This window comes from Gordonia sp. UCD-TK1, from assembly GCF_001691435.1.
GTDB lineage: Bacteria > Actinomycetota > Actinomycetes > Mycobacteriales > Mycobacteriaceae > Gordonia > Gordonia hongkongensis.
This window is the reverse complement of the sequence record NZ_LZMP01000024.1, coordinates 193,788-217,219: the sequence shown is the minus strand read 5'-3', so window position 1 is coordinate 217,219 and position 23,432 is coordinate 193,788. Positions and strand designations below refer to the sequence as shown.

Below are 23,432 nucleotides of genomic sequence, written 5' to 3'. Positions count from 1 at the left end.
CGCCGAGTCTCCCATACGACGCGGTCTCCACGGACTCCTCGGAACGTAGGTGTGTCGGCCGCGCCTACACTCGCGGGAGTGGCAGCCCATTCCGACGATCCACTCGAGGCCGCGCCCGGCATCGACGCCCCGGGCCCCGAGGTCGTCGAACTGGCCACCCGACTCTTCGACATGGCGCGTTCCGGTGCCACCGACACGCTCGCCGGTTACCTCGACGCCGGCGTCCCGGCCGATCTGCGTAACCAGTCCGGTGATTCGCTCCTGATGCTCGCGGCCTACCACGGCCACGCGTCAACGGTGTCGGCCCTCCTCGACCGCGGCGCCGACGCCGACCTCGCCAACGACAAGGGGCAGACGCCGTTGGCGGGCGCGGTGTTCAAGGGTTTCGACGACGTGGTGCGGGCGCTCGTCGACGCCGGGGCGGACCCGCACGTGGGGACTCCGGCCGCCGATGCCGCGGCAGCGATGTTCGGGCGTGAGGACCTACGGCGTCTGTGGAGCTGAGACCTCCCCGGGGACTGCGACGGCGTGATCGGGTTCGCATCGTGCTCTCAAGTAGGGTTTGAAGTCGTGATCGACCTGAAGACTGTTCGCGACAACCCCGACCTCGTCCGCACCTCACAGCGCTCCCGCGGTGAGGACCCGGGCCTGGTGGACGCGCTGCTCGCCGCCGACGCCGAGCGCCGGGCGGCCATCGTCGAGGCGGACGCGTTGCGCTCCGAGCAGAAAGCTCTCGGCAAGCAGGTCGGTAAGGCACAGGGCGACGACAAGCAAGCGCTGCTGGCCAAGGGCAAGGAGCTCGCCGAGCAGGTCAAGGCCGCGGTGGCGCGCCAGTCCGAGGCCGATGCGGCCGCGGCGAAGGCCCATCGGGCCATCTCCAACATCGTCGCCGATGGGGCGCCCGCCGGCGGTGAGGACGACTACGTGGTCCTCGAGCACGTCGGCGAGCCCCGCGCCATCGAGAACCCGAAGGATCACCTCGAACTCGGTGAGTCGCTCGGACTGCTCGACATGGAGCGCGGCGCCAAGGTGTCGGGCTCGAGGTTCTACTTCCTCACCGGCCAGGGTGCGCAGCTCCAGCTCGCACTGCTGATCATGGCCGCGGCGAAGGCCACCGCGAACGGGTTCACCTTGATGATCCCGCCGGTGCTGGTCCGGCCGGAGGTCATGGAGGGAACCGGGTTCCTCGGCGCCCATGCCGACGAGGTCTACCACCTCGACAAGGACGACGACCTGTACCTGGTCGGCACGTCGGAGGTGCCGCTCGCGGGGTACCACATGGACGAGATCCTCGACCTGTCCGACGGTCCGAAGCGGTACGCCGGCTGGTCGACCTGTTTCCGACGCGAGGCCGGCAGCTACGGCAAGGACACCCGCGGCATCATCCGCGTCCACCAGTTCGACAAGGTCGAGGGCTTCGTCTACTGCCGGCCCGAGGACGCCGAGGCCGAACACCAGCGCCTGCTGGGCTGGGAGAAGGACATGCTCGCCGCCATCGACGTGCCGTACCGCGTGATCGATGTCGCCGGCGGCGACCTCGGCTCGTCGGCCTCGCGGAAGTACGACTGCGAGGCCTGGGTGCCGACGCAGGGCACCTACCGCGAGCTGACCTCGACGTCGAACTGCACCACGTTCCAGGCACGACGCCTCTCGATCCGCTACCGCGACGAGAACGGCAAACCGCAGACCGCCGCGACGCTCAACGGAACGCTGGCGACCACCCGCTGGCTGGTCGCGATCCTCGAGAATCACCAGCAACCCGACGGTTCGGTCCGGCTGCCCGCCGAACTCGCCAAGTTCGTGGGCACCGACGTGCTCACCCCGCGTTGAGCTGAGCTCCTGTCATGACCGCCGGCATCGTGATCGCGGTGATCGGTTCGCTGGCGTTCGCCGCGGCAGCGGTGCTGCAGGCGCTGGGCGCCGAGCAGGTCGCGCAGCGTGCGGCGATCCGTGAGGAGCGCCGTCGGTCCGCTGCCGCGCATCCGTCGTTGCGCTCCACGGCGGCCACGATGCTCACGGTGCCGTTCCTCGTCGGATTCGTCTTCGACATCATCGGTTTCGTCGCGACCATCGCGTCGGCACGGCTGATCCCGCTCTTCTTGTCGCAGACGATCATCTCCGCACGGTTGGTGGCCACCGCGCTGCTGGCGATGGTGGTCCTGAAAGTTAGTCTGGCGCTGCGGGATTGGATCTCCGGGGCGGTGATCGTGCTGTCGTTGGTGCTGCTCGCGCTCTCGGCGGGTCGCGAAGGCGTGGAGCACGATGCGTGGATGCACTGGGCGGTACTCCTTGCCGGACCGGCGCTGATTGCGCTGGGCGTGATCGTGATGCGCCGCTTGCGTAAGCACATCGCGGCGGTGACCGGTCTCATCGCCGGGGCCGTCTTCGGTGTGATGGCGGTGGCCTCTCGCATCCTGGACGGTCTCGACCCACTCGATCTGTCGGTGTTGTTCACCGACCCCGCGCTGTATGCGTTGCTGCTCAGCGGGATCGGCGGTTTCTACCTGTTCACCGTGGCGCTGCAGACCGGCTCGGTCAACGGCGCGGCCGCCGCGCTGGTCGTCGGCCAGACGACCCTGCCCGGGGCGGTCGGCATCGCGTTCCTCGGCGACGTCACACGTGCCGGATGGGGTCCGGTCGCGATCGTGGCCTTCCTCGGCGCAGTTCTCGGCGGCGTCGTACTGGCGTCGTCGGGTGCGGTCACCGCGGTCGAGACGGCCGATGCGACGAATGCGCCTCGCGGGTACGGCCATCCGCCGCGCGGAGTCGAGCGGCGATAGGCCACGAGGCCCACAGCTCGCGTTGCGTTCCATCCCGCCTTCCGGGACGAATCGCAACGTGGTCTCATCGGATCTCTCACACGATCGCGGCCAGCAGCCGATCCAGTGCGCGGTGGGCGCGTTCGCGTGCGGTGTCGTCGTCGGGATGCCGGGCGAGCCAGAGGGCGGCCTCGTTCATCGCACCCGACAACAGCATCGTCATCACGTCGACCAACTCGCCGTCGACGCCGACCGCCACGAGGGCCTCGCGCAGATGGGTCGCCGACCCGGCCTCGTCGAGTCGGCGCCACTCGTCCCAGCCGACCACCGCAGGTCCGTCGATCAGCAGGATCCGCACGGCGGCTCCACTGGTGATCGCGTCCACGAACGCGTGCGACCCGGCACTCAACTGACCCGCCGGGTCGGTGCCGGCGGCTTCGGCCGCCTCGACGACCGCATCGGCGACCTGCTGGTGGCAGGCCGCGGCGACCGCCGCGAACAGCGCGCCCTTGTTGCGGAAGTGGTGATAGACGGCGCCGCGGGTGACGCCCGCGGCTTCGGCGACGTCGTCGAGGGACACGTCGGAGAATCCACGATCGGCGAACTGACGGGTGGCGGCGGCGAGGACGGCACGGGCCGTCTCGGCTGCGGCCGCGGCGGAGGCTCTCGGCACGGAAGGTTCCTTTACGTACGCTGCGTATGTATAGTCGGTTATACAAATGCATCGTACGTAAAGGAGCTCCATCATGAACGTCACCAGCGTCTACCCGGTTCTCATGACTACCGACGTGGCTGCGTCCGCAGACTTCTACCAGCGGGTTCTCGGCTTCGAGGTCACCTTCTCCGCGGACTGGTACGTCAGCATGCGCACCGGCGTGTTCGAGCTGGGGCTCGTGGGTGCGACTCATCCGACGATCCCCGAGGGTTACCGCCGACCCGCCGCCGGGCTGCTGGTCAACATCGAGGTCGACGATGTCGACGTGCTCTACCGGCGTCTCACGGACGAACACGGACTCCGTCCGGTGCTCGATTTGCGCGACGAGGAATTCGGTCAGCGGCACTTCATCGTCGAAGGGCCCGACGGCGTACTCCTCGACTGCATCCAGCCGATCCCCGCGGTCGGCGAGTTCGCCGAAGCCTACGTCGCCGACGCGTCGACGAACTGATCGCGCTCACTGACTCCGAATAGGTAGCTCTGCGAACGGTTTTCGGAGACTCTCGAGCTGGCACGCGTTGCCGCTGCGCTCTGTTGTGTTGTCGCCTATCCGAGTATCGTGCACCTCGGACGCCGACCGAGGACTCACCGATGACCGAAACAGCATCGAGAAGTGCGGATTTCGTTGTGGTCGGCGCCGGATCCGCGGGGTCGATCGTGGCGTCGCGCTTGGCATCTGCCGGTGCCAGTGTCGTCGTGCTCGAGGCCGGTGGGACCGACCGCCGTCCTGACGTCGCATTGGCCATCGGCCTGGCATCGGTGTACCGGCGGGCGAACTGGCTGTATCCGTGCGCGGCCGACCCGAGCAAAGACGGTTGTGTCGACTCTGTCGCCGCCGGGCGCATCGTGGGTGGGAGTGGGTCGATCAACGCCATGGTGTATGTCCGTGGGCGCGCCGAGGACTACGACCGTTGGGCGGACAATGGTTGTCCCGGTTGGTCATTCGAGGAGGTTCTACCGCACTTCCGGGAAATCGAGGACTGGGTCGACGGCCCCGACGAGTATCGCGGACGTGGCGGGCCGATCAGTGTCACCTGGTGTGCGCACCGACACCCGATCGACGACGCGTTCATCGATGCGGCGGTGACAGCCGGGTACAGGCGGAATCCCGACCACAACGGCGCGACGCAACTCGGGGTCTCACGCGCGCAGGTGAATCAGCGGCGCGGGTTTCGGTCCTCGTCTGCGCGCGGATACCTGCACAGATCTGGTCGTTCAGAGTCGTTGTCTGTGCGTCGTCGGTCCCAAGCCGTCGAGATCACGTTCGCGGGCTCCCGCGCGACAGGGGTCCGGTGCGCTGACGGCAACTGGTATCGAGCCCAGCAGGAAGTCGTGCTGTGCGCCGGAGCCATCGGCACGCCCGCGCTCCTACTCCGTTCCGGTGTGGGTCCATCCGGATCGGTCGCCCGGGTCCCCGGCGTCGGTCAGAATCTCCAGGACCATCGTGTGGTGACCGAGGCGTGGCGATCGAAGGTACCGACCATCAACAGCCTCGGCCCGGGCGATCTCGTCCGCGCCGTGGCGGATCTGGTCGCGCGCGGACGAGGTGCGTTCACCGGTGTGCCTTTCGAGGCGGAGCTCTTCACCGACGACTACCAGATCGCGATCAGCCCCATGCACTACACGATCGACAAGATCTCGGGACGGACCACACTCGAGCGCACCGACGGATTCAGTGTCTCCACGGTGTTGCTACACCCCAACGGTCGCGGCCGGGTCGGCGTCGTCGGCGGACGGCCCCTGGTGGAGTTCGAACGACTGGCTGACCCGGACGACGTCACGACTCTCGCCCGGGGCGTGGCGCTGTCACGGGCACTCATCCGTGACTCGGCGTCGATGCGAGGCGTCGCGGACGGCCTGATCGGCGATGACAAGCGGGCGGTCGACACCGCCTTCCTCGCATCCGAGGAGATCAGCATCGCGCATGCGGCGGGGACGTGTCGGATGGGCGCCGACGACGGCGCGGTCGTGAGCCCGCACCTCGAGGTCCGGGACACGAAGGGTCTGCGCGTCATCGACGCATCGGTGATGCCGACCCTGCCCTCGGGTAACCCGAACGCGGCGACGATGATGCTCGCGCACCGCGCCGTCGACCTCATCTCGGTCTGATCCCGGCGTCACCCACGAACCAGTCGCCACGCGAACCGACGTCATCGTCCCGCACGACCGCTCGACGGTGGTTACTGTTCGACCATGCTGATCGGGATCCTCGCGGCGGTGTTCGCGGCGCTGGCGTACGGCACCGCGTCGGTGTTGCAGGCACGTGGCGCGCAGAGTGTCGAGGACACCGGCGCGCCGGGGGAGGCGCCGTCGCTGCGGTCGACGATCACCGCGATGCTGACGGTGTCGTTCCTCGCAGGCACGGCGCTCGACGGCATCGGATTCCTGGGCAACATGGTCGCCGCCCGCATGATCCCGCTGTTCCTGGCGCAACCGATCGTCAGTGCGAACCTTGTAGTGACCGTCGTGCTCGCCACGCTGTTCCTGCACGCGCGGTTGTCGGTCCGCGACTGGACGGCGATCGCGGTCGTCGTCGTATCGCTGGTCCTGCTGGGCTTCTCGGCCGGCGACGAGGGTCACGAGCACGAATGGTGGCTGCACTGGGCGGTGCTCGTCGTGGGAGCAGCGATCCTGGGACTCGGCGCCGCGATCCTGCCGCGGATGCAGAGTCGTGTCGCGGTACTGGCGGGTCTCTCCGCCGGTGTGCTGTTCGGGGTCCTCGCGGTCGCGGTGCGCATCCTCGACGGCCTCGACCCCTTTGATCTCGGTGAACTGCTCACCGACCCGGCGCTCTACGCGATCATCCTGTGTGGCCCGGGTGGTTTCTACATGTTCACCGTCGCCCTGCAGAAGGGGTCGGTCAGCGCGGCGTCGGCTGCTCTGGTCGTCGGCGAGACGGTCGTCCCCGGTGTCATCGGCATCCTGGTGCTCGGCGACACCACGCGTGCTGGTTGGGGCGCCGTCGCCGTGATCGCCTTCGTCGCTGCCGTGGCCGGCGCGGTGGTGGTGGCGATGTCGCCGGTGGTCGAGGCGGTCGAGCGGGCCGGCGAGAACCCGGTGCCGGACGACACCTCCGGGGGCGCCTCGGGCCAGTCAGACCCGAAGGCGGAACGAAAGACGCCGTAGACGCCGCATATCGGGCATGATGACGATCCATGCGGCTTCTCTCCCGCGGCCTCGGAACGCTGACCGCGATCCTCGGCCTGACGACGACCCTGTCCCTCCTCGCGCCCACGGTGTCGGCGACGCCCGTTCCGGTACCCGCGGCAGCGCCGGCGCAGTTGCCGTCGCAGGACCCGTTCTACGATCCGCCCGCGGGCTACGAATCGCGGTCACCAGGCGCAGCGCTGCGGACGCGGCAGGTCGAGTTGGGTTGGCGCGGAACCAGTATCCCGATCTCGGCCACCCAGATCCTCTACCGGACGACGAACCAGTTCGGCAGGCCGACGGCGACGGTCACCACGGTCATCTCCCCGCCGGGCGCGGCTGCCGGAGCGCCACGACGCATCGTCTCGTACCACTCGTTCTACGACGCACTCGGCTCGCAGTGCGACCCGTCGTACACGCTGCGCGGCGGTAATGCCGCGGAGGCGCCGATCGACATCACGCTCATCTCCGGGCTCCTCGCCGCCGGTTACACCGTCGCCGCCCCCGACTACGAGGGCCGCGGGCTGCGCTGGACGATGGCGCGCGAATCGGGGTACTCCGCGCTCGACGGCGTGCGTGCCGCACTCGGTCACCTGCGGGCGCCGGCCCGGACACCGATCGGACTGTTCGGCTACTCCGGCGGGTCGATCCCCACCGGCTTCGGTGCGGAGCTGGCGCCGCGCTACGCGCCGGAGCTGAACATCGTCGGGGCCGCCGCGGGTGGCGTGCTGGTGAACCCGGCCAACAATCTGGGCTACGTCAACGGCAGTGAGAACTGGGCCGGCGTGATCCCGGCGCTGATGGCGGTGTACGCCGAGACCTACGGCATCGACATGCAGTCCTACCTCTCCCCGAAGGGCAAGCAGGTCCTCGGACAGGTCGCGGGGGAGTGCATCGAGGCGTTCGCCGACAAGTACCCGGGTCTGACCGATCACCAGCTCCTCGTGCCGACGGTCGGCGGCCTGCTGGACGTTCCCGGTGTCCGGCAGGCGATCTCGCAGAATGTGATGGGGACGCTCGGCACTCCGCGCAGCCCCATGATGCTCGGGGTCGGCAACGTCGACGGCACCGGTGACGGTGTGATGATCGCGGCCGATGTCGCGCGCCTCGCCGGCTCGTTCTGCAACCGCGGGGTGCCGACGACGTTCACCGAGTACCGCGGCTCGAACCACACCCGGGCGTTCATCCCGTGGAGCGCCGAAGCGCTCGGCTTCCTCAACAGTCGCTTCTCCGGGCAGCCGGCCGGCGGGTGCGGCCGGTGACTACCGCCGTGGCCGCACGACCTCTTCGATACACGGGAAACCCGTGAGCAGGTGGACGACCCGCACCGAGCGTGACGGGGACGCCGACGCGATCCGCGACGTGGTGCTCGCAGCGTTCCCGACCCCCGACGAGGCGCGGATCGTCGATGAGCTGCGGGCCGACAGCGACGCCTGGATCGACGGGCTCTCCATCGTCACGACCGACGCCGACGGCGCGATCGTCGGGTACGCGTTGTATTCGCGGTGCCGCGTCGACGCGGCACCGGCGCTCACGCTCGGACCCTGCGCCGTGTTGCCGTCGTGTCAACGGTCCGGGGCGGGCTCCGCGGCCATCGTCGCGGGTCTCGACGTTGCCCGCGCGCACCGCGAGAACTTGGTGGTGGTGCTCGGCCATGCCGAGTACTACCCGAGATTCGGTTTCGTCCCGGCGTCCCGATTCGGAATCCGCGCACCGTTCGACGTCCCGGACGAGGCGATGATGGCGCTGGTGCTCGACGATGCGCGCCCGGTGCCGAGCGGGACGATCGCCTATCCGGCTGCGTTCGGGGTCTGAGAACGGACTTCGCGCCCCGGGAGACCCGGGGCGCGAAGGGTGGCCGACCTCGTCCTGCCGAGGGGAGGCGGTTCAGTCGGCGTCGGCGGACGGGCTGGCGTTGGTGCCCCCGTCCGAGACCTCGAAGTTCTTCCACTCGCCGTCGTCGTGCACCTGCATGACGGTGCCGAGGCTGTCGTCCGGTGCGGCGACGGTCTTGAACCAGTCGTATGCGCCGGTGGCATCGTCGAACTCTTTCTCTTCGACGACGTTCTCGCTCGAATCGATGACGCGGTACTTGGCCATGATGTTCTCCTCACGGTCGTTGTGTGCGACTCGCGGGCCGACGTCGTGTCCGGCCGTGAGCCCTGTTCCTCATCGTAGAAATCTGTCCGCGCCCGGGACCCCTTGCCGAGGTCGTCGAGCTCGGATCGTGTCGCGCGCAACGGGTCGGTAACGGGTCGCGAGCGAACGTGCCGCAGGGCTACCCACAATCGCGTCGAAGTAATCGGCCGGCGTCGAATCGCGGTCCACGGACGACGAATGACTCCCGACGCGGTTGGGTACACCCGACGGTCCGAAGGCGTCGTCACGTCGTGGGGAGGGAATCGTGGCCGATCGCATCGACGATCTCTGGGGCGGGCGCACCCCGTACGCGCCGGGTGAACGATGGCCGGTCCGGGTCGATCAGCATTTGGGCGACGGAATCGGTCCTGACGAGGTGCAACGTTGGGTTCGCTCGGCGTCGGTCCTGCACTCCAACGGCGACGCCCTCGACATAGCGGTGGTCGACGACCGGATCGTCGGCGTCCGCGGCCGGGCCGACGACCGTGTCAACCGTGGTCGCGTCGACGTCAAGGATCTCTACGGATGGCAGGCCAGTTCGTCTCGGGACCGACTGACCCGCCCGCTCGTCCGGCAGCACGGTCGGCTGGTCGAGGCGACGTGGGACGACGCAATGGGACGCATCGTCGAACGGTCCCGGGCTCTACTCGACGAACACGGACCCGCCGCGATCGGCTTCTACACGTCCGGACAGCTCTTCTTGGAGGAGTACTACACGCTCGGGGTCATCGCGCACGGGGCCATCGGCACCGACCACGTGGACGGCAACACCCGGTTGTGTACTGCGACGGCCGCAGAAGCGCTGAAGGCCTCGTTCGCCAGCGACGGTCAGCCCGGCACCTACACCGACCTCGACCATGCCGACACCATCGCGCTGTTCGGGCACAACATCGCCGAGACCCAGAGCGTCACGTGGATGCGCATCCTCGACCGACTCGCGGGTCCCCACCCGCCGGCCATCATCTGCGTCGATCCGCGGACGACGCCGGTGGCCCGGCATGCCACCGTCCATCTGGCACCGCTGCCCGGCACGAACGTCGCGCTGATGAACGGGCTGCTGCACGAAATAATCGCCAACGATTGGGTCGACCACGACTACATCGACTCGCACACAGTCGGTTTCGACGACCTGCGTCGGATGGTCGACGACTATCCGCCGGAACGCGTCGCCGAGATCTGCGATGTCCCGGCCGACGATCTCCATCACGCCGCACGTCTGTTGGGCAGCGCCGAAGGACTGGTGTCGACGGTGTTGCAGGGCTTCTACCAATCGCACCAGGCGACCGCCGCGGCGGTTCAGGTCAACAACATCCACCTCATCCGGGGGATGCTCGGGCGGCCCGGTTGCGGTCTGCTGCAGATGAACGGCCAGCCCACCGCCGGGAACACCAGGGAGTGCGGGGCCGACGGCGATCTCGCGGGGTTCCGCAACTGGGAGAACGACGCGCACGTGCGCGAACTGGCCGACCTGTGGAACATCGAGAAAGACCGGCTCCCGCATGAAAACCCGCCCACCCACGCGATGGAGATCTTCCGCCTCGCCGAGAAGGGGACGATACGGATGCTGTGGATCAGTGCCACGAATCCCGCCGTGTCGCTGCCGGAGCTGGGGCGAATCCGCGCGATCTTCGAACGGGACGATGTGTTCGTCGTGGCGCAGGGCATGTTCCCGACTGAGACGACCGCACTCGCCGACGTCGTACTCCCGGCAGCTGGATGGGGTGAGAAGACGGGCACGTTCACCAACGCCGACCGCACCGTGCACCTGTCGGAGAAGGCGGTCGATCCGCCTGGCGAGGCCAGAGCCGACCTCGACATCTTCCTCGACTACGCCCGTCGCATGGACTTCCGTGACCGGGATGGGAAGCCGTTGCCCCCGTGAACGGATGCCGAATCCGCTTTCGAAGCCTGGCGTGAGTGCAGCGCGGGCCGGCCCTGCGACTCCAGCGGGATGACGTACGAGTTGCTGCGGGCCCGCGGTGGCGTGCAGTGGCCGTGCACCGCGGACGCTCCCGAGGGCACCGAGCGTCTCTACGCCGACGGCCGCTTCTACAGCGCGGCGGACTACTGCGAGTCGTACGGCAAGGATCTGCTCACCGGCGAGCCGCTACAACCCGATGAGTACCGCGACCTCAACCCGGCGGCGCGGGCGCTGGTCAAGGCGGCGCCACACCTGCCACCTCCCGAGAGTCCTAGTGCCGACCACCCTTTCGCACTGATCACGGGACGAACGGTCTACCACTTCCACACCCGCACCAAGACGGGCCGCGCACGCGAACTCGACGGGGCGGCGCCGGAGGTGTGGGTGGAGGTCAACGCACTCGATGCCGCGCGCAGCGGTGTGCACGACGGCGACCTCGTCGAGATCGCCAGCCCGCACTCCGCGATCCGGCTACGAGTCGAGCTTCGACGCGCGGAGTTCATGCCCCTTCGACGTCAGACAGCGTCCCGTGGGCAGATCCCACTGCCATCCGTGCAGATTGCAGGTCAGCTTCTCGCCGTCGATGACCCCGAACTTGCCGAGATCGGCCTTGAGGTGCGGGCAGCGGCGCTGGATCTCCCAGCCGTCCTTGGTGATCGACGCCGAGTCGTCGTGTGCTTCGGCGAACCAGCCGTCGGCGTAGGCGATCCGTTCGTCGGTCAGGCACTTGAAGAAGGTGTAGAGGAACTCGTTGTAACCGCCGATGCGCCAGGTGGTGAACCGCGTCGACAGGAAGATGGTGTTGACCCAGTCGGGCTCGTTGTCGCGCAGGACGGTCCGGACCAGCTCGGTGGCGATCCGGAAACCGTAGCGGTACTTACCCTCTCCCTCCTTGGGCTCGCGCACGATGCGGTTCGGGAAGTCGATCACGACGGTCTCGGTGGCGTCGTTGGCCGGGCCGCCGCCGGGGGTCATCACCAGTCCGACGGGGTAGCCGATGCCGTCGCAGATCAGATCCGACTGCGCCATGATCGGCTCGAACAGCTCGCGGAGCGCGCCGATCAGCGGCTCGCCCTCGGCCGGTGCCCACGTGGCCTTCTCCGCGGCGATGACCGGTGCGAACTTCTCCTTCATCCGCTCGAGGTAGGCCCGCTTGTTCTCGCCGAAGACATCGGCGGGCGCGTAGGGATGGGTGACCTCGTTCAGCGTCGGTCCCGAGAAGTCGGCGACCGAACCCGACACCATCATCAGGCCGCGGTGCTTCTCGCCGTCGTCGGTGCCGTGGATGCGCATCTGCTCCAGGAAGGTCTCCTGGTCCGGGAAGATCGACGTGGTGTCCGCGGTCTCGCCGGACCCGAAGTCGTTGAGGTAGAACAGGTCCTCGTCGAGGAACATCGGCGGTCCGGCCGACGGCACCACCCACGTCGCCCCGACCTGCTCGATATAGGAACGCGCACGGTCCATTCCGCGCTGACGTTTCTGAGAGGCGAAGTTGGCCTTGGACTTCCGCGGAATGTCGTAGACCATCGGGTACCAGATCGCGCCGGAGTACTGCAGCAGGTGGACGTCGACGTGCCCGAACGCCTCGTCGACGACGTCCAGGTCGATCGGCCGGGCGTCGTTCATGTTGAAGCACACCGTCTCGCCGTCGGAGACGATGAGTCCACTGTCGCCGATCGGGCCGTCGGCGGGCGCCCGCAACGCGATAATCATGACGTCCAACGAACCCTTGTCGTTCGTCACCGTCGTCTTGACCGAGTCGGTGGTTTCCACGAACTTGGCGAATCCGAGCTTCTCGAGTTCGCGGCGCAGGTCCGGCACCGGGTAGTCGGGGAGCAGGACGGTGGCGTCCTTGTTGACGTTTTCGCGCAGGTTCCGCTCGTCGAAGTGGTCGCGGTGCAGGTGCGAGACGTAGAGGTAATCGCAGTCGCCGAGCGTCTTCCAGTCGAGTTCGGAGTTGTCCGGGAAGGGCACCCAGGAGGCGAAGTACGTCGGGTTGACCCAGGGGTCGCAGAGGATCGATCCGGCGGTGGTCTGGATGTGGAAACCGGCATGACCGATGCTGGTGATCTGCACGAAGGGGCCTTTCATGGTGTGCGCGGGGCTGCGCGGCAGGGCACTACAGACGTCCAGGGTATCGAGCCGTGCCGGGCTGGTGCGTGGGCCATGAGTCCCACGGGATGCTCACCGTGAGGAGTCTCACGGGTCCCGTCGTGATGAACGGCCGGTCACGGCGACCAGGCCGCCGACGGCGGCGAGGGCTCCGGGGACAGTGGCTAAACTCTCTCGCATGGAACCCGTGTACGACACCGTGATCACCGCCGCCCGCCTGTTGTGGCTGGCCGAAGGTCTGAAGTTCAAGGTGTCGGGTGTGGAACACGTACCGGCCGACGGCCCCGGCGTCGTCGCGATCAACCACACCGGCTACCTGGACTTCACCTATGCGGGTATCCCGGCCTACCTGCAGGGCCGTCGCAAGGTCCGCTTCATGGCGAAGAAGGAGGTCTTCGACAACAAGATCTCCGGACCGATCATGCGTTCGCTCAAGCACATTCCCGTCGACCGCGCGCAAGGTGCGGACAGCTACCGCAACGCGGTCGAGTACCTCAAGCGCGGCGAGCTCGTCGGGGTCTACCCCGAGGCGACGATCAGCCGGAGCTTCGAGCTGAAGGCCTTCAAGTCCGGTGCCGCCCGCATGGCGATCGAATCCGGCGCGCCGATCGTCCCCACGGTGATCTGGGGTGCGCAGCGCGTGTGGACCAAGGGGCACCCCAAACAGCTGGGGCGCACCGGGTACAAGATCTCCATCGGCGTCTGCGAGCCCCTCGAGGCCACGGGCAGCGCCGACGCCCTCACGGCCAAGCTGCACGAGGTCATGAGTGCGAAACTCCTCGAACTGCAGGATGCCTACGGCGAGCACCCGAAGGGTGAGTTCTGGGTCCCCGCCCGGCTCGGCGGTTCGGCGCCGACACTCGAGGAGGCCAACCGGATGGACGCCCAGGAGCAGGCGGAACGTGCCGCCAAACGCGAGCCGCGGAAGGACGACCCCGGGGTCGTCTGATCGACTGTCGGCCGGTGAGGCGGCGTTAACCTGGACCCATGAGCGCAGCCAGGCACGGACACCGCGAGCCGGTGTATCGCACCTTGGAGCTCATCGCCAACGGGATCGTCCGGGCGCAGGCTCTCGACCTGCACTTCACCGGCATCGAGAACATCCCCGACTCCGGCGGCGCCGTGCTGTGCGTCAACCACACCGGCTACGTCGACTTCCTGCCGCTCGCGCTCGGGGTGCAGCGGGCCGGACGCCGGACCCGTTTCCTCATCAAGTCCGAGGTCATGGACATCGGGATCATGCGGTTCCTGGTCAACCACACCAAGACCGTCCCGGTGGACCGGTCGCGTGGCGCCGAGGCGTATCGAGCCGCGCTCGGTCGGCTGCGGGACGGCTACATCGTCGCGGTCTATCCGGAGGCGACGATCAGCCGCAGCTTCGAGCTCAAGGAGTTCAAGAGCGGTGCGGCCCGGATGGCCGCCGAGACCGGGGTGCCCATCATCCCGGCGATCGTGTGGGGTGCCCACCGCCAGTGGACGAAGGGCGGACTGCGGAACATCGGCCGGAGCCGGCTGCCGGTGCATGTCCGGTTCGGTCTGCCGTTCACCCCAGCTCCGGGTGAGTCCCCCGAGCGTGAGACCCTGAGGCTCCGCGACACCATGAACTCGATGCTCATCGAGGTTCAGGACGCCTACGGTCCGCACCCGCCGGGTGAGTTCTGGGTTCCGTCGCGACTGGGCGGTTCGGCACCGACACCTCAGGAAGCCGCGGTGATCGAAGCCGACGAGGCGCTCCGCAAAGCCGAGGCGCGGGCGAGACGAGCCGCCGAGAGATCACGGTCGAGAGAAAGCAGACGCTGATGACATTCGGTCCACCCACACTCATCGCCAGCGACGTGGACGGAACCCTCATCGACGACGAGAACCGGGTCTCCCCGCGCACGCTGGCCGTGCTCGCCGCCGCCCGTGCCGCCGGTACGGAATTCGTGCTGGCCACCGGTCGCCCCCCGCGCTGGATCGCCGAGATCACCGACCAGTTCGCCGGCACCGACGCGTTCGTCCGGTACGCGGTGTGCGCCAACGGCGCCATCATCTACGACGCCGAGCACGACCACGTGCTCTGGTCGGCCAATCTCGAACCCGACGCCCTGGTCAAACTCGGCGAGATCGCCTACCAGCAGATCCCGGGATGCGGCATCGCGGCCGAGCGGGCGGGCCGTTCCGCACACGACGCCGCGACCGCACCGTTCGTCGCGAGCGCCGGCTACGAACACGCATGGCTCAACCCCGACCACGTCGAGGTCGGTGACGACGAGGTGTTCGGCGATCCGGCCGTGAAACTCCTGGTCCGTAAGCCGGGCATGGCCTCCGACGAGATGGCTCGTCGTCTGGAGCCGATGGTCGGCGACCTCGCCCAGGTGACCTTCTCCACCGACAACGGGCTCATCGAGCTGTCCGTACCGGGCACACACAAGGCGTCTGGACTCGCCCGGCTCGCCGAGCTCACCGGACTCCCCGTCGATGCGGTGATCGCGTTCGGCGACATGCCCAATGACGCCGAGATGCTCACCTGGGCGGGCCACGGGGTCGCGATGGGACACGGTCATCCGACCGCACTCGACGCCGCCGACGAGGTCACCGTGGGCAACAATGACGACGGCGTCGCGAAGGTGCTCGAGCGTTGGTTCGCCGGAACCTGATCCGTCCCCGCGAATCGCCGGACCCGGCTCAGGCCGCCGGCGGCACCGGGGCGGGGGCACCCGGTTCGACCGGCGGCGCGGGGGCACCGGGTGCGGCCGGCGGAGGTGCCGGGGCTGCGGGATCGGCGGGCGGCGTCGGTTCGGGTGCCGGCGGGGCGCCGCCGGCGAGCGCCCGGATCGCGGTGAGCGCCGCGTAGCCGTGGACTCCCGGACAGCTGGTGCTGTTGTAGTCGCGGTGCCCGGAGATGACCGGCAGGTTCGACTGCGTGCCCGCCGCGAACTTGGTGCCCGCGAACCCCTCTGAGGTCAGCGTCGCCGTGCCCGCCGGGTTGAGTCCGGCCTTGCCGAGGCGCCAGCGCAGGAACTTGCCGGTCGCCGACACCATCGCCGCGGTCGGCGGCGCCTCCTCGAGGTTGCCGATCATCGACACCCCGAGGGTCTCCTTGTTGAACCCGCCGGTGTGCGTGCCCTCGACATTGCGGTCGAGTCCGCCGAACGCGCCCTCGAAGATCTGGCCGTACTTGTCGATGAGCACGTTGTACCCGATGTCGCACCAGTTCAGGCTGCGTGCGTGATAGGCGTAGATGCCCCGGACGATCTCCGCGGACTGCTGCGGGGTGTAGTCGTTGCTGCCGGCCGTGTGGTGCACGATCGCACCGCGCATCTGCGGCGAGTACACCGGCTGCGAACACCGGATGGACTCGTCGGCGCCCCAGGCCTGGCGGGCCACGACCTGCGGTCCGCCGGTCAGCGGCGACAGCAACGACGAACCCAGGCCGAGCAGGCTCTCGGGGCTGATGAGCGTCGCCTTCAGCGCATTGAGGGCAACCGTGGCCAACTCCGTCACCACCGTGCTCGCGGTGCCGACGGCCAGCTGGGCGAGATCGCCGCCCTGGGTTTCCGCCGCCGGGATCGCGAGGCCGTCCTTGCTCGCGGCGACCTGCACCTCACGTGCGTCGCCCACCCAGACCGGTTCGGTACCGACCGGGTTCTTCGCGCTGGGCGCCTGTCCGCGGGAGATCTGCTCCAGGACCGTCCACGGTCCCCACTTGCCGTCGGGGTTCTTCGCACGCAGCTTGAGGTCGACGTCCACGGGTCGCTCCCAGGTGAACGCCACCATCTTGATCGGCGCCTCGCGCACGATGTGCGTGACCGCCGCCCCGACCTCGCGGCCGTCGGCCATCGTCGGTGTCGCCGGGGTCGTGCTGCTCGGGTTCGATCGGGTCGGGGTCCCCGGTGCCCGGTCACCTCGAGGCGCCGGCTGTTCCCGCGTCGTCGACGGTGCCGACCGCTCGCTGCTGCTGGGCGCCTCGGTCGTCGGGGTGGCGGCGGGTTCGGTTGTCTCCGAGCTGGTTTCCGGCGGCGACGATTCTGCCGAGGGGGATTCCGGCGGCGACGATTCTGCCGATGACTCCCTCGACGGCGATCCCGACGGGGCAGAGGGATCGGTGCTCGACGATGAGCCGGCTCCCGGGACGAGACCCTTCGGCAGCGGGACCGTCAGATCCGGCAGCGGGAACGCGTCCGGATCGATCGGCGGCAGTTCGACCCCCGCCGCGGCGAGGCCGGACGTCGCCACGTCGACGATGGCGGCGGGCAGTTCCCGTAACGGGACCTGCTCGATCTCGGTGTTGGAGACCGTCTGCTTGTTGTCCACCAACTGTGGTTCGGACTGGCTCGCGATCACCACGAACGGGCTCGCGACGACCGCGGCGGCGATCGCGGCGAGCGCGATCGAAGGTTTCGGTCTGGGGTAACGCACTCAGGTCTCCTCGCAGGTTGGTCGGACCGCGGCGCTGGTGCTCCGGGGGTGTGGTCGGGTCCGCTCAGCCGTCGACATCAGCGCAGCCGACGGCGTCGAAGCCACCAGGACTTCGAAGTCGTCGACTGTGCTCGGTACGGCGGTCATCGTCGCCGTCAGGCATCGACGACGGCGGCGACACACGCCGCGCATCGGTAACTCGTGATGTTCTCGTTATCTGTGTGACGGATGTGACTGATGTGTTGATGCTCGACGATGAGGTGGCAATGAATCCGGGGACCTGACCCCCGCGCCAGAGGTCACGGCGGCCCGGGCAACTCGTGATCCGGTTGTGATCCCCTCGGGTTGGTGATCGGCATCTGAATTCACTAGGGTCACTTAAGTCCCAATCGTCACATCAGTCACAGGCGTTACGAGCGGTGCAGAAGTTCGCCGCCCGCGGCTGGTGTCGTCGCGACCGAAGGATGTGTTCTGCAGTGACCAAAGCCCGACCTACACGGCTTCTGCCGCGATGGCCGGCGAGCGGTGCGCGGCCCGGACGGGCCCGCAACCGCGCGTTGACCTGGGCCGCGGCGGGGCTGGCGCCCGCACTGCTGGCCGGTGGACTCGCTGTCGCGAGCTCATCGGAATCGGCCGAACAGGTCGAGCTCTCGGTCGGGTCGACGGTGACGCTGATCGGGCACGGTCATGGCCACGGCCGCGGAATGGGGCAATGGGGAGCGTACGGCTACGCCCGCAAGGGCTGGACGGCACAGCAGATCTTGCGCCACTACTACGGTGGCACCACCGCGGGGAAGGTGGACAGGCCCGAGATCCTGGTGGCCCTCACGGGTCAGGGCTCGGTGAATGTGCACGCGGACGCCGGCATGCGAGTCGGTGGTCAGACGGTGGCTCCCGGGCAGGCGGTCAGCCTGTCCGGGGGCACGGCCACCATCCGCAGCGGGTGCGGCGGCGGTGTGGTGCGGTCGGTGCCGGCCACCTTCGTCGAACCCCTCAGCATGGCGCCCAACCGCCCGGCCGGTGAATTCCTCAAGTTCTGCGGATCGAACAAGGCCTACCGCGGGGCCATGGGCCTCGAAGGCGGGCGCGTGGTGAACCGCATCCACATCGACGACTACGTCAAGGGCGTCATCCCGCGCGAGAGCCTGCCCGCCTGGGGCGACTCCGGCGGCGCGGCGGCGCTGCAGGCGCAGGCCGTGGCGGCCCGCACCTACGCACTTGCGGCGATCGCGGGTGGCAAGAAGATCGACGACACCCAGAATTCGCAGGTCTACGGCGGTGTCTCGGGCGAGGACCGCCGGACCAACGCGGCCGCCGACGCCACCGCCGGCCAGATCCTGTTGCAGAACGGTCAACCGGCCTTCACCGAGTTCTCCGCGTCGACCGGCGGCTACACGGCCGGCGGACGTTTCCCGGCCGTCGTCGACGAGGGCGACACGGTCTCGCCCAACCACAACTGGACCGCCACCGTCAGCGCGGGCAGCATCGGATCGGCGTTCGGAGTCGGTGCGCTGCGGAGCTTCGAGGTGATCGAGGCCAACGGCCTGGGCGCCGAACACGGACGCGCGATCAAGGTGCGCGCGGTCGGCTCCGGCGGGACCGCGGAGGTGAGTGGCGAGGAAGCTCGAACCAAGCTGCAGCTGAAGTCGTCGTGGTTCGCGGTCCAGGGTCAGCCCTCGCCGCCGCGGATCGTCAAACCGCCCACCGGCCCGGCGTCGCCCGGCGGCGGGGGTATCGATTTCGGCAGCCTCAACCAGCTCGCCGAACAGATCCTGCCGGGATCGTCGAAGTTCCTCGACATGGCGACGTCGGCGATGAACGGACGTTTCGCTGACCTGGGCGGGATCACCGGACCGCTGGGCCAGGCGCTCGGTGTGCCGACCCTGACCCCCGACGCCGCGGGCGTCACCCAGCTCTTCGAGAAGGGGATGATGTTCTTCACCCCGGGCACCGGACCGCGGGTCCTCGTCGGCAAGGGGCTCGAGCGCTACCAGGATCGCGGCGGCATCCCCGCGCTGGGATTCCCGAAACGCGACGCGTTCCGCTGAGAGCTCAGTCGCCTTCCGGTCCCGCCTCGACGATCTGGGTGGCGACCTCCACGAGTTTGGTGTTGGTGTCCTGCGACAACCTGGCGAGCAGTGCGAACGCTTCGTCGGCGTCGAGCCGGTAGCGCTCCATGATCATGCCCTTGGCCTGGCCGATGATGTCGCGCGAGCCGAGCGCGGCGCGCAGTTGCTGCTTCTCCTGGATGGCCCCGAGGGCGGTCGCGGCGTGCGCGGCGAACAGCTCGCCGAGTTGACGGGCCTCGGCGGTGAATGCCGCCGGTTCGGTGCTGTGAAGATTCAGCGCGGCCGAGTCATCGCCGTCGATGTAGAGGTAGAAGCAGGCCATCGACCGGATACCGAGATCGGCTGCCGCAGCCGCGAAGTTCGGCCAGCGCGTCTCGGTCCGCATGTCGTCGATCCAGACGGTGAGATCGGAGACCGCGGCCCGGATGCACGGGCCCTCGCCCAGTTCTCGCTGCAGATTGTCGGCCTGGCCGCCGAGGTCGCCGACCATCACCGGCGTCTCGATGGTGCCGTTCGCGACGAGGGTCACGGTCGCGTACTCGGCTCCCGGAATGGCGTCGACCGCGAATTTGGTCATCGAACGCAGCGCTGCTTCGGTGTCGTCGCTCTCGCGGCGCATCTCGCCGGCGATGCGCGTCATCTGAGCCCCGAAGTCCGCCAACTCGGTCACTCCTGCCTCCTCGTGAGACGTTGTTCAGAGCGCTTCGACTGGACCGACAGCAAAGCGCAGGCTTCGAACTCCCCCGGGTGTTCAAAGAGATCATTATGCCGTACCGTGCGTGTCCGCGACGGTGACGAGTCCTTCTCGTTGCGCGACCGACCCGATGGGTGACGAAGTCATCACGTCGACGCAGAAGTCCGTGTCCGAGTACGACGCTGACGGGTGCAACGCCGACGACCGCAGGGCCGCGTGCACCTCGTCACCGGTTCGCGGGTACTCCTCGACCCGCCACCGCCAGTGCACCGCGAGCACCTCGCCCGTCGGGGTCAGAGATTCCGGCAACCGCGCGATCAGTTCGTCGAGATCCGCGTCGCCGAGGTAATAGAGGACCTCACTGAGGACGATCAGGTCGAACCGGCCGGACGGCCAGGCGGAGACGATGTCGCCGACGCGCACCTCGACGGAGTCGTGGCCGTCGAGTCGCTCGCGTGCGAGCTCCACCGCGCGCGGACTGACGTCCATGCAGAGCAGATGATCGGCGCGCGTGGCCAACTGCGCGCTGAGCACGCCGACCGAGCAGCCGGGCTCGAACACCGACCTGTACCGGGGAGAGCTCAAGGCCGCCAGGCTGAGGGCGTACTTTCGTTGCTCGTACCACCGCGACGTGAAGCCCCAGGGGTCGTCGCTGTCTCGGTACATGTCGTGGAAGTAGTTGTCGGCGAGCCCTTCTCGGCTCCCGGCGGTGTGGTCGTCGGCCATGTCGTCCGTCCTGATGATCGTCGGTGTCGAGTGCCGTCCCGGGCCGTCGTCGATGCCCATGTCGTGAGCGTCGTGGTTCACACGAAGACGAACTCCCGATCGCGGAGGAGGCGGTCGAGGATGTGCGGTCCGAGGACGGTCGCGTCTTCGGGGGCGGGTGACAGCGGGCGGATCTGGGTGTCGAAGGCCTGCACGGCCTCTCGCTTGGCGGCCTCGAGATCGTCGTCGAGGACGAAGGTCCGCATCCGCTCCCACGGGATGTCGGGATCGTCGGGTGTCGCCCAGTGCCACATCCAGATCGKATACATCCAGACGGGGACACCACATCGGTCGCCGACGCGTCGGGCACCCCGTCCGACGGCCTCGTGGTCGGGATGACCGTCGTGCGCCCACACCGCCAGCAGGGCCGTCGGGGTCTCCGGCTGCTCGGCGAGGGTGTGCTCGACGATGGTCTCGATCTCGTCCTCGTGGTCGGCGAGCGTGCCGTCGCCGAGCCCGCACCATCGCATCGGTTCGATGCCCAGAACCGATGTCGCGGAGTCCACTTCGGCGCGTCGCCGAATCGCCAGCTCGGCGGGCGAGAGCGTGGGCGAACCAGGGTGCGACGCCGAGCCGTCGGACAGGCAGAGCGCGACGACCTCGATGCCACGTCGGTGGGCAGCCGCCATCAGCCCGCCGACCCCGAGTACCTCGTCGTCGGGATGGGCGGCCAGGACCACGAGCCGCCGGACGCCCGGCTCGATTTCGGGCCACGGATCCCGCGCGGCGAACCACCGCTGCCATTCCGATTCCGGAGTTCCCTCCGCCGAGGTGGGGGTGGCGCCGAAGCGGTGCGCCGAGGGGGAGCCGTCGGCGGTCATGGACCCGCCGATCCCGGTCCGGGTGGGACGCCGTCGGTCAGTGCGCCGAGTACTGCGAGGTCTCGATCGGCGTGGGACTGCCGGATGTAGACGGTGAGATCGGCGACGGCTTGCGCGTGACCGGCGTCGGCGGACAGCGGGCCGGGACCGAGCGCGCGTCCCACCCGGTCGATCACCGCGGTCGCGACCTGTTCGACCGACCAGCGCACGGCGAAGGCGAGTCGTTTCGACGGCGCGCCCGGGTCGGTGTCGATCTCGCGTGCCGCGGCCTGCAGATGCGCCCAACCGGACGCGAGATGGGCGTCGACCGCGCCGGCGTGCATCAGCAGCAGCGGGTCGTCGGAACGGGCGGCCGCGCGGTAGAGCGGCGCCGCGACCTTGCGGGCCCCGCCGAACCAGCATGCCGCGACCCCGATCCCGCCGTGCCAGAATCCCGGCCGGTCGAGGTATGCGCCCGGTTCGCCGATCGCGTCGGCGGGCACGGCGTCGAACGTGACGGTCCCGGTGTCGGAGTCCCGCATGCCCGCGTTGGCCCACCCGGAGCTGTCCGCGGACACCCCCGGGTGGCCGAGGTCGACGCCGAACAACCGGTTGCCGGTGTCGGTGCGCGCGGTGACCAGCGCGTGGGTGCACGACGACGCGCCCGAGCACCACTCCTTGGTCCCGTTCAGTTCCCAGCCGTGTGCGCCGCGGCGGGCGTCGACGCCGCTCCCGCGGGTCTCGGCCGCCCACACACCCCAGAACTCGCCCGGGGCGGTCCCGCCGTCGCAGATCTCGGCGAGGATGGCGTCGGCGTCGGCGTGCGCCTCGACGAGGCGACCCGTGCTGATGTCGTCGGAGCAGGCCCGGACGAGGGCGGCGAACCGGTCGAGGGTGCGTCCGCCGCCCGGGCGGGGGAGCGCGAAGGACGGGTCGCCGACGATCGCGCGTGCCCGTGCGGGCGTCACCCGGCGACCTCGTCGGGCCGGGCCCCGGACAGTTGCCGCAGGTAGCCCGCGAAGCCGTGCCGTGCGCGCCCGTCGCGTCGCGTCGAGGTGCGGACCGGCGCGTGCGCACCCCGTTCGATGACCGCGTCCGCGGCATGCAGGCGGTCGACGAGATCAACGTCCTCATCGGTGTCGACCTCACGGAACCCGCCGACGTCGGCGTAGGTCGAGGCGCGGACGCCGAGATTGGCGCCGTGGACGTGGCCGTGCCCGGGGGACGGGTCGTACTCCCGCAGGTACATCTCGCCCGTTCCCGCCGGCCACTCGTCGAAACCGTCCGGGGTGACCGTGCCCACGTACGCGTCCGCCCCCGCGTCCGCGGCGGCGACATGCTCGGCGAACCAGTCGCGCGGAACCGTCGAATCGGCATCGGTCGTCGCGAACCACGTGGTGTCCGGTTCCGACGACGACGCAACCACGGACGCGAAACCGGCTCCGCGCGCCGCGCCGACACAGCGGACATCGACCACCACGGTCGACACCTCGTCCGTGACCAGCGTCGCGGAGTCGTCGTCGCAGGCGTCGAGCACCACGATCACCTCCACGGGGATCGGCACCTCCGTGGCCGCGGCCTGCAGGGCTTCGAGGCACGCGGGCAGACGCTCGGCCTCGTTGTGGACGGGCACCACGACGACGATGCGCTCGATCGGAGCCGTTGCCTGCTCCCTGAGGAGCCCCGGAGCCTGCGGAGGTGTTTGTGTCTGCTCCCTGAGGAGCCCCGGAGCCTGCGGAGGGGCGTCACGAAGGGTCGCGGACACCCGGTCGTCGGGCGATCGTACGAACAGCGGCGTCACTCAAACCCCGAACTGGTCACAGGAGAGGATGGGGCCCGGGGGCTACAGGCCGATGTTCGAAACAATACCCGGCTTCCGTGCCAGGCCACGTGGCTCGGAGATTACTCAG

General features: G+C 68.9%; 21 protein-coding genes and 1 pseudogene. 13 read left to right on the top strand and 9 right to left on the bottom strand.

Annotated features, from left to right (window positions below; translation table 11 throughout):
- Positions 1-78: 78 nt before the first annotated feature.
- The 3 genes from A9310_RS14815 to A9310_RS14805 all read left to right on the top strand — a co-directional run bounded on the left by A9310_RS14815 (position 79) and on the right by A9310_RS14805 (position 2,780).
- A complete protein-coding gene (locus A9310_RS14815) occupies positions 79-504 on the top strand; it encodes an ankyrin repeat domain-containing protein (protein WP_254661267.1) in 426 nt (141 codons plus the stop codon).
- A 66-nt stretch (positions 505-570) separates the two neighbouring features.
- The gene (gene serS / locus A9310_RS14810; RefSeq protein ID WP_065631269.1) at positions 571-1,830 is read left to right on the top strand and encodes a serine--tRNA ligase; all 1,260 of its coding nucleotides are present in this window, start codon (positions 571-573) and stop codon (positions 1,828-1,830) included.
- A 14-nt stretch (positions 1,831-1,844) separates the two neighbouring features.
- A complete protein-coding gene (locus tag A9310_RS14805; protein WP_065631268.1) occupies positions 1,845-2,780 on the top strand; it encodes a hypothetical protein in 936 nt (311 codons plus the stop codon).
- 76 nt (positions 2,781-2,856) lie between these two features.
- Here the strand turns inward: A9310_RS14805 and A9310_RS14800 are convergent, their stop codons facing one another.
- The gene (locus A9310_RS14800) at positions 2,857-3,432 is read right to left on the bottom strand and encodes a helix-turn-helix domain-containing protein (protein WP_065631267.1); all 576 of its coding nucleotides are present in this window, start codon (positions 3,430-3,432) and stop codon (positions 2,857-2,859) included.
- A 73-nt stretch (positions 3,433-3,505) separates the two neighbouring features.
- Between A9310_RS14800 and A9310_RS14795 the strand changes: the two genes are divergently transcribed.
- From A9310_RS14795 to A9310_RS14775, 5 genes are all read left to right on the top strand, one after another.
- Positions 3,506-3,925, top strand: coding sequence for a VOC family protein (locus A9310_RS14795; protein ID WP_065631266.1), 420 nt, complete (start codon positions 3,506-3,508; stop codon positions 3,923-3,925).
- A gap of 140 nt (positions 3,926-4,065) precedes the next feature.
- Positions 4,066-5,583 (top strand): GMC family oxidoreductase, encoded by a 1,518-nt coding sequence (locus A9310_RS14790; protein ID WP_065631265.1) that lies wholly within the window; start codon positions 4,066-4,068, stop codon positions 5,581-5,583.
- Positions 5,584-5,667: 84 nt separating this feature from the next.
- Positions 5,668-6,600: a DMT family transporter gene (locus A9310_RS14785; RefSeq protein ID WP_065631264.1), complete on the top strand. Its 933-nt coding sequence runs from the start codon at positions 5,668-5,670 to the stop codon at positions 6,598-6,600.
- Between the two features lie 29 nt (positions 6,601-6,629).
- Positions 6,630-7,883, top strand: coding sequence for a lipase family protein (locus A9310_RS14780; RefSeq protein ID WP_065631263.1), 1,254 nt, complete (start codon positions 6,630-6,632; stop codon positions 7,881-7,883).
- A 43-nt stretch (positions 7,884-7,926) separates the two neighbouring features.
- Positions 7,927-8,436: a GNAT family N-acetyltransferase gene (locus A9310_RS14775; protein WP_065631262.1), complete on the top strand. Its 510-nt coding sequence runs from the start codon at positions 7,927-7,929 to the stop codon at positions 8,434-8,436.
- Positions 8,437-8,508: 72 nt separating this feature from the next.
- Here A9310_RS14775 and A9310_RS14770 read toward each other — a convergent pair whose 3' ends face one another.
- Entirely contained in the window at positions 8,509-8,721 is a 213-nt protein-coding gene (locus A9310_RS14770) for a hypothetical protein (protein WP_058250921.1), read from the bottom strand.
- A 301-nt stretch (positions 8,722-9,022) separates the two neighbouring features.
- Between A9310_RS14770 and A9310_RS26365 the strand changes: the two are divergent.
- Positions 9,023-11,137: pseudogene (locus A9310_RS26365) on the top strand (molybdopterin-dependent oxidoreductase); the annotation flags it as partial.
- A 15-nt stretch (positions 11,138-11,152) separates the two neighbouring features.
- On the opposite strand, the gene A9310_RS26360 reads toward A9310_RS26365, so the two are convergent.
- The gene (locus A9310_RS26360; protein ID WP_065631380.1) at positions 11,153-12,757 is read right to left on the bottom strand and encodes a Rieske 2Fe-2S domain-containing protein; all 1,605 of its coding nucleotides are present in this window, start codon (positions 12,755-12,757) and stop codon (positions 11,153-11,155) included.
- A 214-nt stretch (positions 12,758-12,971) separates the two neighbouring features.
- Between A9310_RS26360 and A9310_RS14755 the strand changes: the two genes are divergently transcribed.
- Genes A9310_RS14755 through A9310_RS14745 form a run of 3 tightly spaced genes read left to right on the top strand, consistent with a single transcriptional unit; the run spans position 12,972 to position 15,432 of the window.
- Positions 12,972-13,742 carry a 1-acyl-sn-glycerol-3-phosphate acyltransferase gene (locus A9310_RS14755; protein WP_058250924.1) on the top strand — a complete coding sequence of 257 codons (771 nt, stop codon included), beginning with the start codon at positions 12,972-12,974 and terminating at the stop codon, positions 13,740-13,742.
- Positions 13,743-13,780: 38 nt separating this feature from the next.
- Positions 13,781-14,593 carry a 1-acyl-sn-glycerol-3-phosphate acyltransferase gene (locus tag A9310_RS14750; RefSeq protein WP_065631261.1) on the top strand — a complete coding sequence of 271 codons (813 nt, stop codon included), beginning with the start codon at positions 13,781-13,783 and terminating at the stop codon, positions 14,591-14,593.
- A complete protein-coding gene (locus A9310_RS14745) occupies positions 14,593-15,432 on the top strand; it encodes a Cof-type HAD-IIB family hydrolase (protein ID WP_065631260.1) in 840 nt (279 codons plus the stop codon). The genes A9310_RS14750 and A9310_RS14745 overlap by 1 nt, the downstream gene beginning before the upstream one ends.
- Before the next feature lie 28 nt (positions 15,433-15,460).
- Here the strand turns inward: A9310_RS14745 and A9310_RS14740 are convergent, their stop codons facing one another.
- Positions 15,461-17,194 carry an N-acetylmuramoyl-L-alanine amidase gene (locus tag A9310_RS14740; protein ID WP_065631259.1) on the bottom strand — a complete coding sequence of 578 codons (1,734 nt, stop codon included), beginning with the start codon at positions 17,192-17,194 and terminating at the stop codon, positions 15,461-15,463.
- Positions 17,195-17,658: 464 nt separating this feature from the next.
- Between A9310_RS14740 and A9310_RS14735 the strand changes: the two genes are divergently transcribed.
- Positions 17,659-19,242, top strand: a complete 1,584-nt coding sequence (locus A9310_RS14735) for a SpoIID/LytB domain-containing protein (protein WP_242697016.1) — start codon at positions 17,659-17,661, stop codon at positions 19,240-19,242.
- 4 nt (positions 19,243-19,246) lie between these two features.
- Here the strand turns inward: A9310_RS14735 and A9310_RS14730 are convergent, their stop codons facing one another.
- The 5 genes from A9310_RS14730 to A9310_RS14710 form a co-directional block, all read right to left on the bottom strand.
- Positions 19,247-19,933: a GAF and ANTAR domain-containing protein gene (locus A9310_RS14730; protein WP_083207389.1), complete on the bottom strand. Its 687-nt coding sequence runs from the start codon at positions 19,931-19,933 to the stop codon at positions 19,247-19,249.
- Positions 19,934-20,026: 93 nt separating this feature from the next.
- Positions 20,027-20,683, bottom strand: a complete 657-nt coding sequence (locus tag A9310_RS14725; RefSeq protein WP_065631378.1) for a class I SAM-dependent methyltransferase — start codon at positions 20,681-20,683, stop codon at positions 20,027-20,029.
- A gap of 77 nt (positions 20,684-20,760) precedes the next feature.
- Entirely contained in the window at positions 20,761-21,543 is a 783-nt protein-coding gene (locus A9310_RS14720; RefSeq protein ID WP_065631257.1) for a PIG-L deacetylase family protein, read from the bottom strand.
- A complete protein-coding gene (locus tag A9310_RS14715; protein WP_065631256.1) occupies positions 21,540-22,490 on the bottom strand; it encodes an acyl-CoA dehydrogenase family protein in 951 nt (316 codons plus the stop codon). The genes A9310_RS14720 and A9310_RS14715 overlap by 4 nt, the downstream gene beginning before the upstream one ends.
- Positions 22,487-23,176 carry a glycosyltransferase family 2 protein gene (locus tag A9310_RS14710; RefSeq protein ID WP_065631377.1) on the bottom strand — a complete coding sequence of 230 codons (690 nt, stop codon included), beginning with the start codon at positions 23,174-23,176 and terminating at the stop codon, positions 22,487-22,489. Before A9310_RS14710 ends, A9310_RS14715 begins: the two co-directional genes overlap by 4 nt.
- Between the last annotated feature and the right edge of the window lie 256 nt (positions 23,177-23,432).

What these genes read in the sequence shown, in the direction of transcription:
- A9310_RS14790 (WP_065631265.1), top strand. Translation starts at nt 4,066, where the DNA reads ATGACCGAAACAGCATCGAGAAGTGCGGATTTCGTTGTGGTCGGCGCC.
- A9310_RS14750 (WP_065631261.1), top strand. Translation starts at nt 13,781, where the DNA reads ATGAGCGCAGCCAGGCACGGACACCGCGAGCCGGTGTATCGCACCTTG.
- A9310_RS14745 (WP_065631260.1), top strand. Translation starts at nt 14,593, where the DNA reads ATGACATTCGGTCCACCCACACTCATCGCCAGCGACGTGGACGGAACC.
- A9310_RS14735 (WP_242697016.1), top strand. Translation starts at nt 17,659, where the DNA reads ATGTGTTCTGCAGTGACCAAAGCCCGACCTACACGGCTTCTGCCGCGA.
- A9310_RS14805 (WP_065631268.1), top strand. Translation starts at nt 1,845, where the DNA reads ATGACCGCCGGCATCGTGATCGCGGTGATCGGTTCGCTGGCGTTCGCC.
- A9310_RS14725 (WP_065631378.1), bottom strand. Translation starts at nt 20,683, where the DNA reads ATGGCCGACGACCACACCGCCGGGAGCCGAGAAGGGCTCGCCGACAAC.
- A9310_RS14785 (WP_065631264.1), top strand. Translation starts at nt 5,668, where the DNA reads ATGCTGATCGGGATCCTCGCGGCGGTGTTCGCGGCGCTGGCGTACGGC.
- A9310_RS14780 (WP_065631263.1), top strand. Translation starts at nt 6,630, where the DNA reads ATGCGGCTTCTCTCCCGCGGCCTCGGAACGCTGACCGCGATCCTCGGC.
- A9310_RS14755 (WP_058250924.1), top strand. Translation starts at nt 12,972, where the DNA reads ATGGAACCCGTGTACGACACCGTGATCACCGCCGCCCGCCTGTTGTGG.
- A9310_RS14795 (WP_065631266.1), top strand. Translation starts at nt 3,506, where the DNA reads ATGAACGTCACCAGCGTCTACCCGGTTCTCATGACTACCGACGTGGCT.
- A9310_RS14770 (WP_058250921.1), bottom strand. Translation starts at nt 8,721, where the DNA reads ATGGCCAAGTACCGCGTCATCGATTCGAGCGAGAACGTCGTCGAAGAG.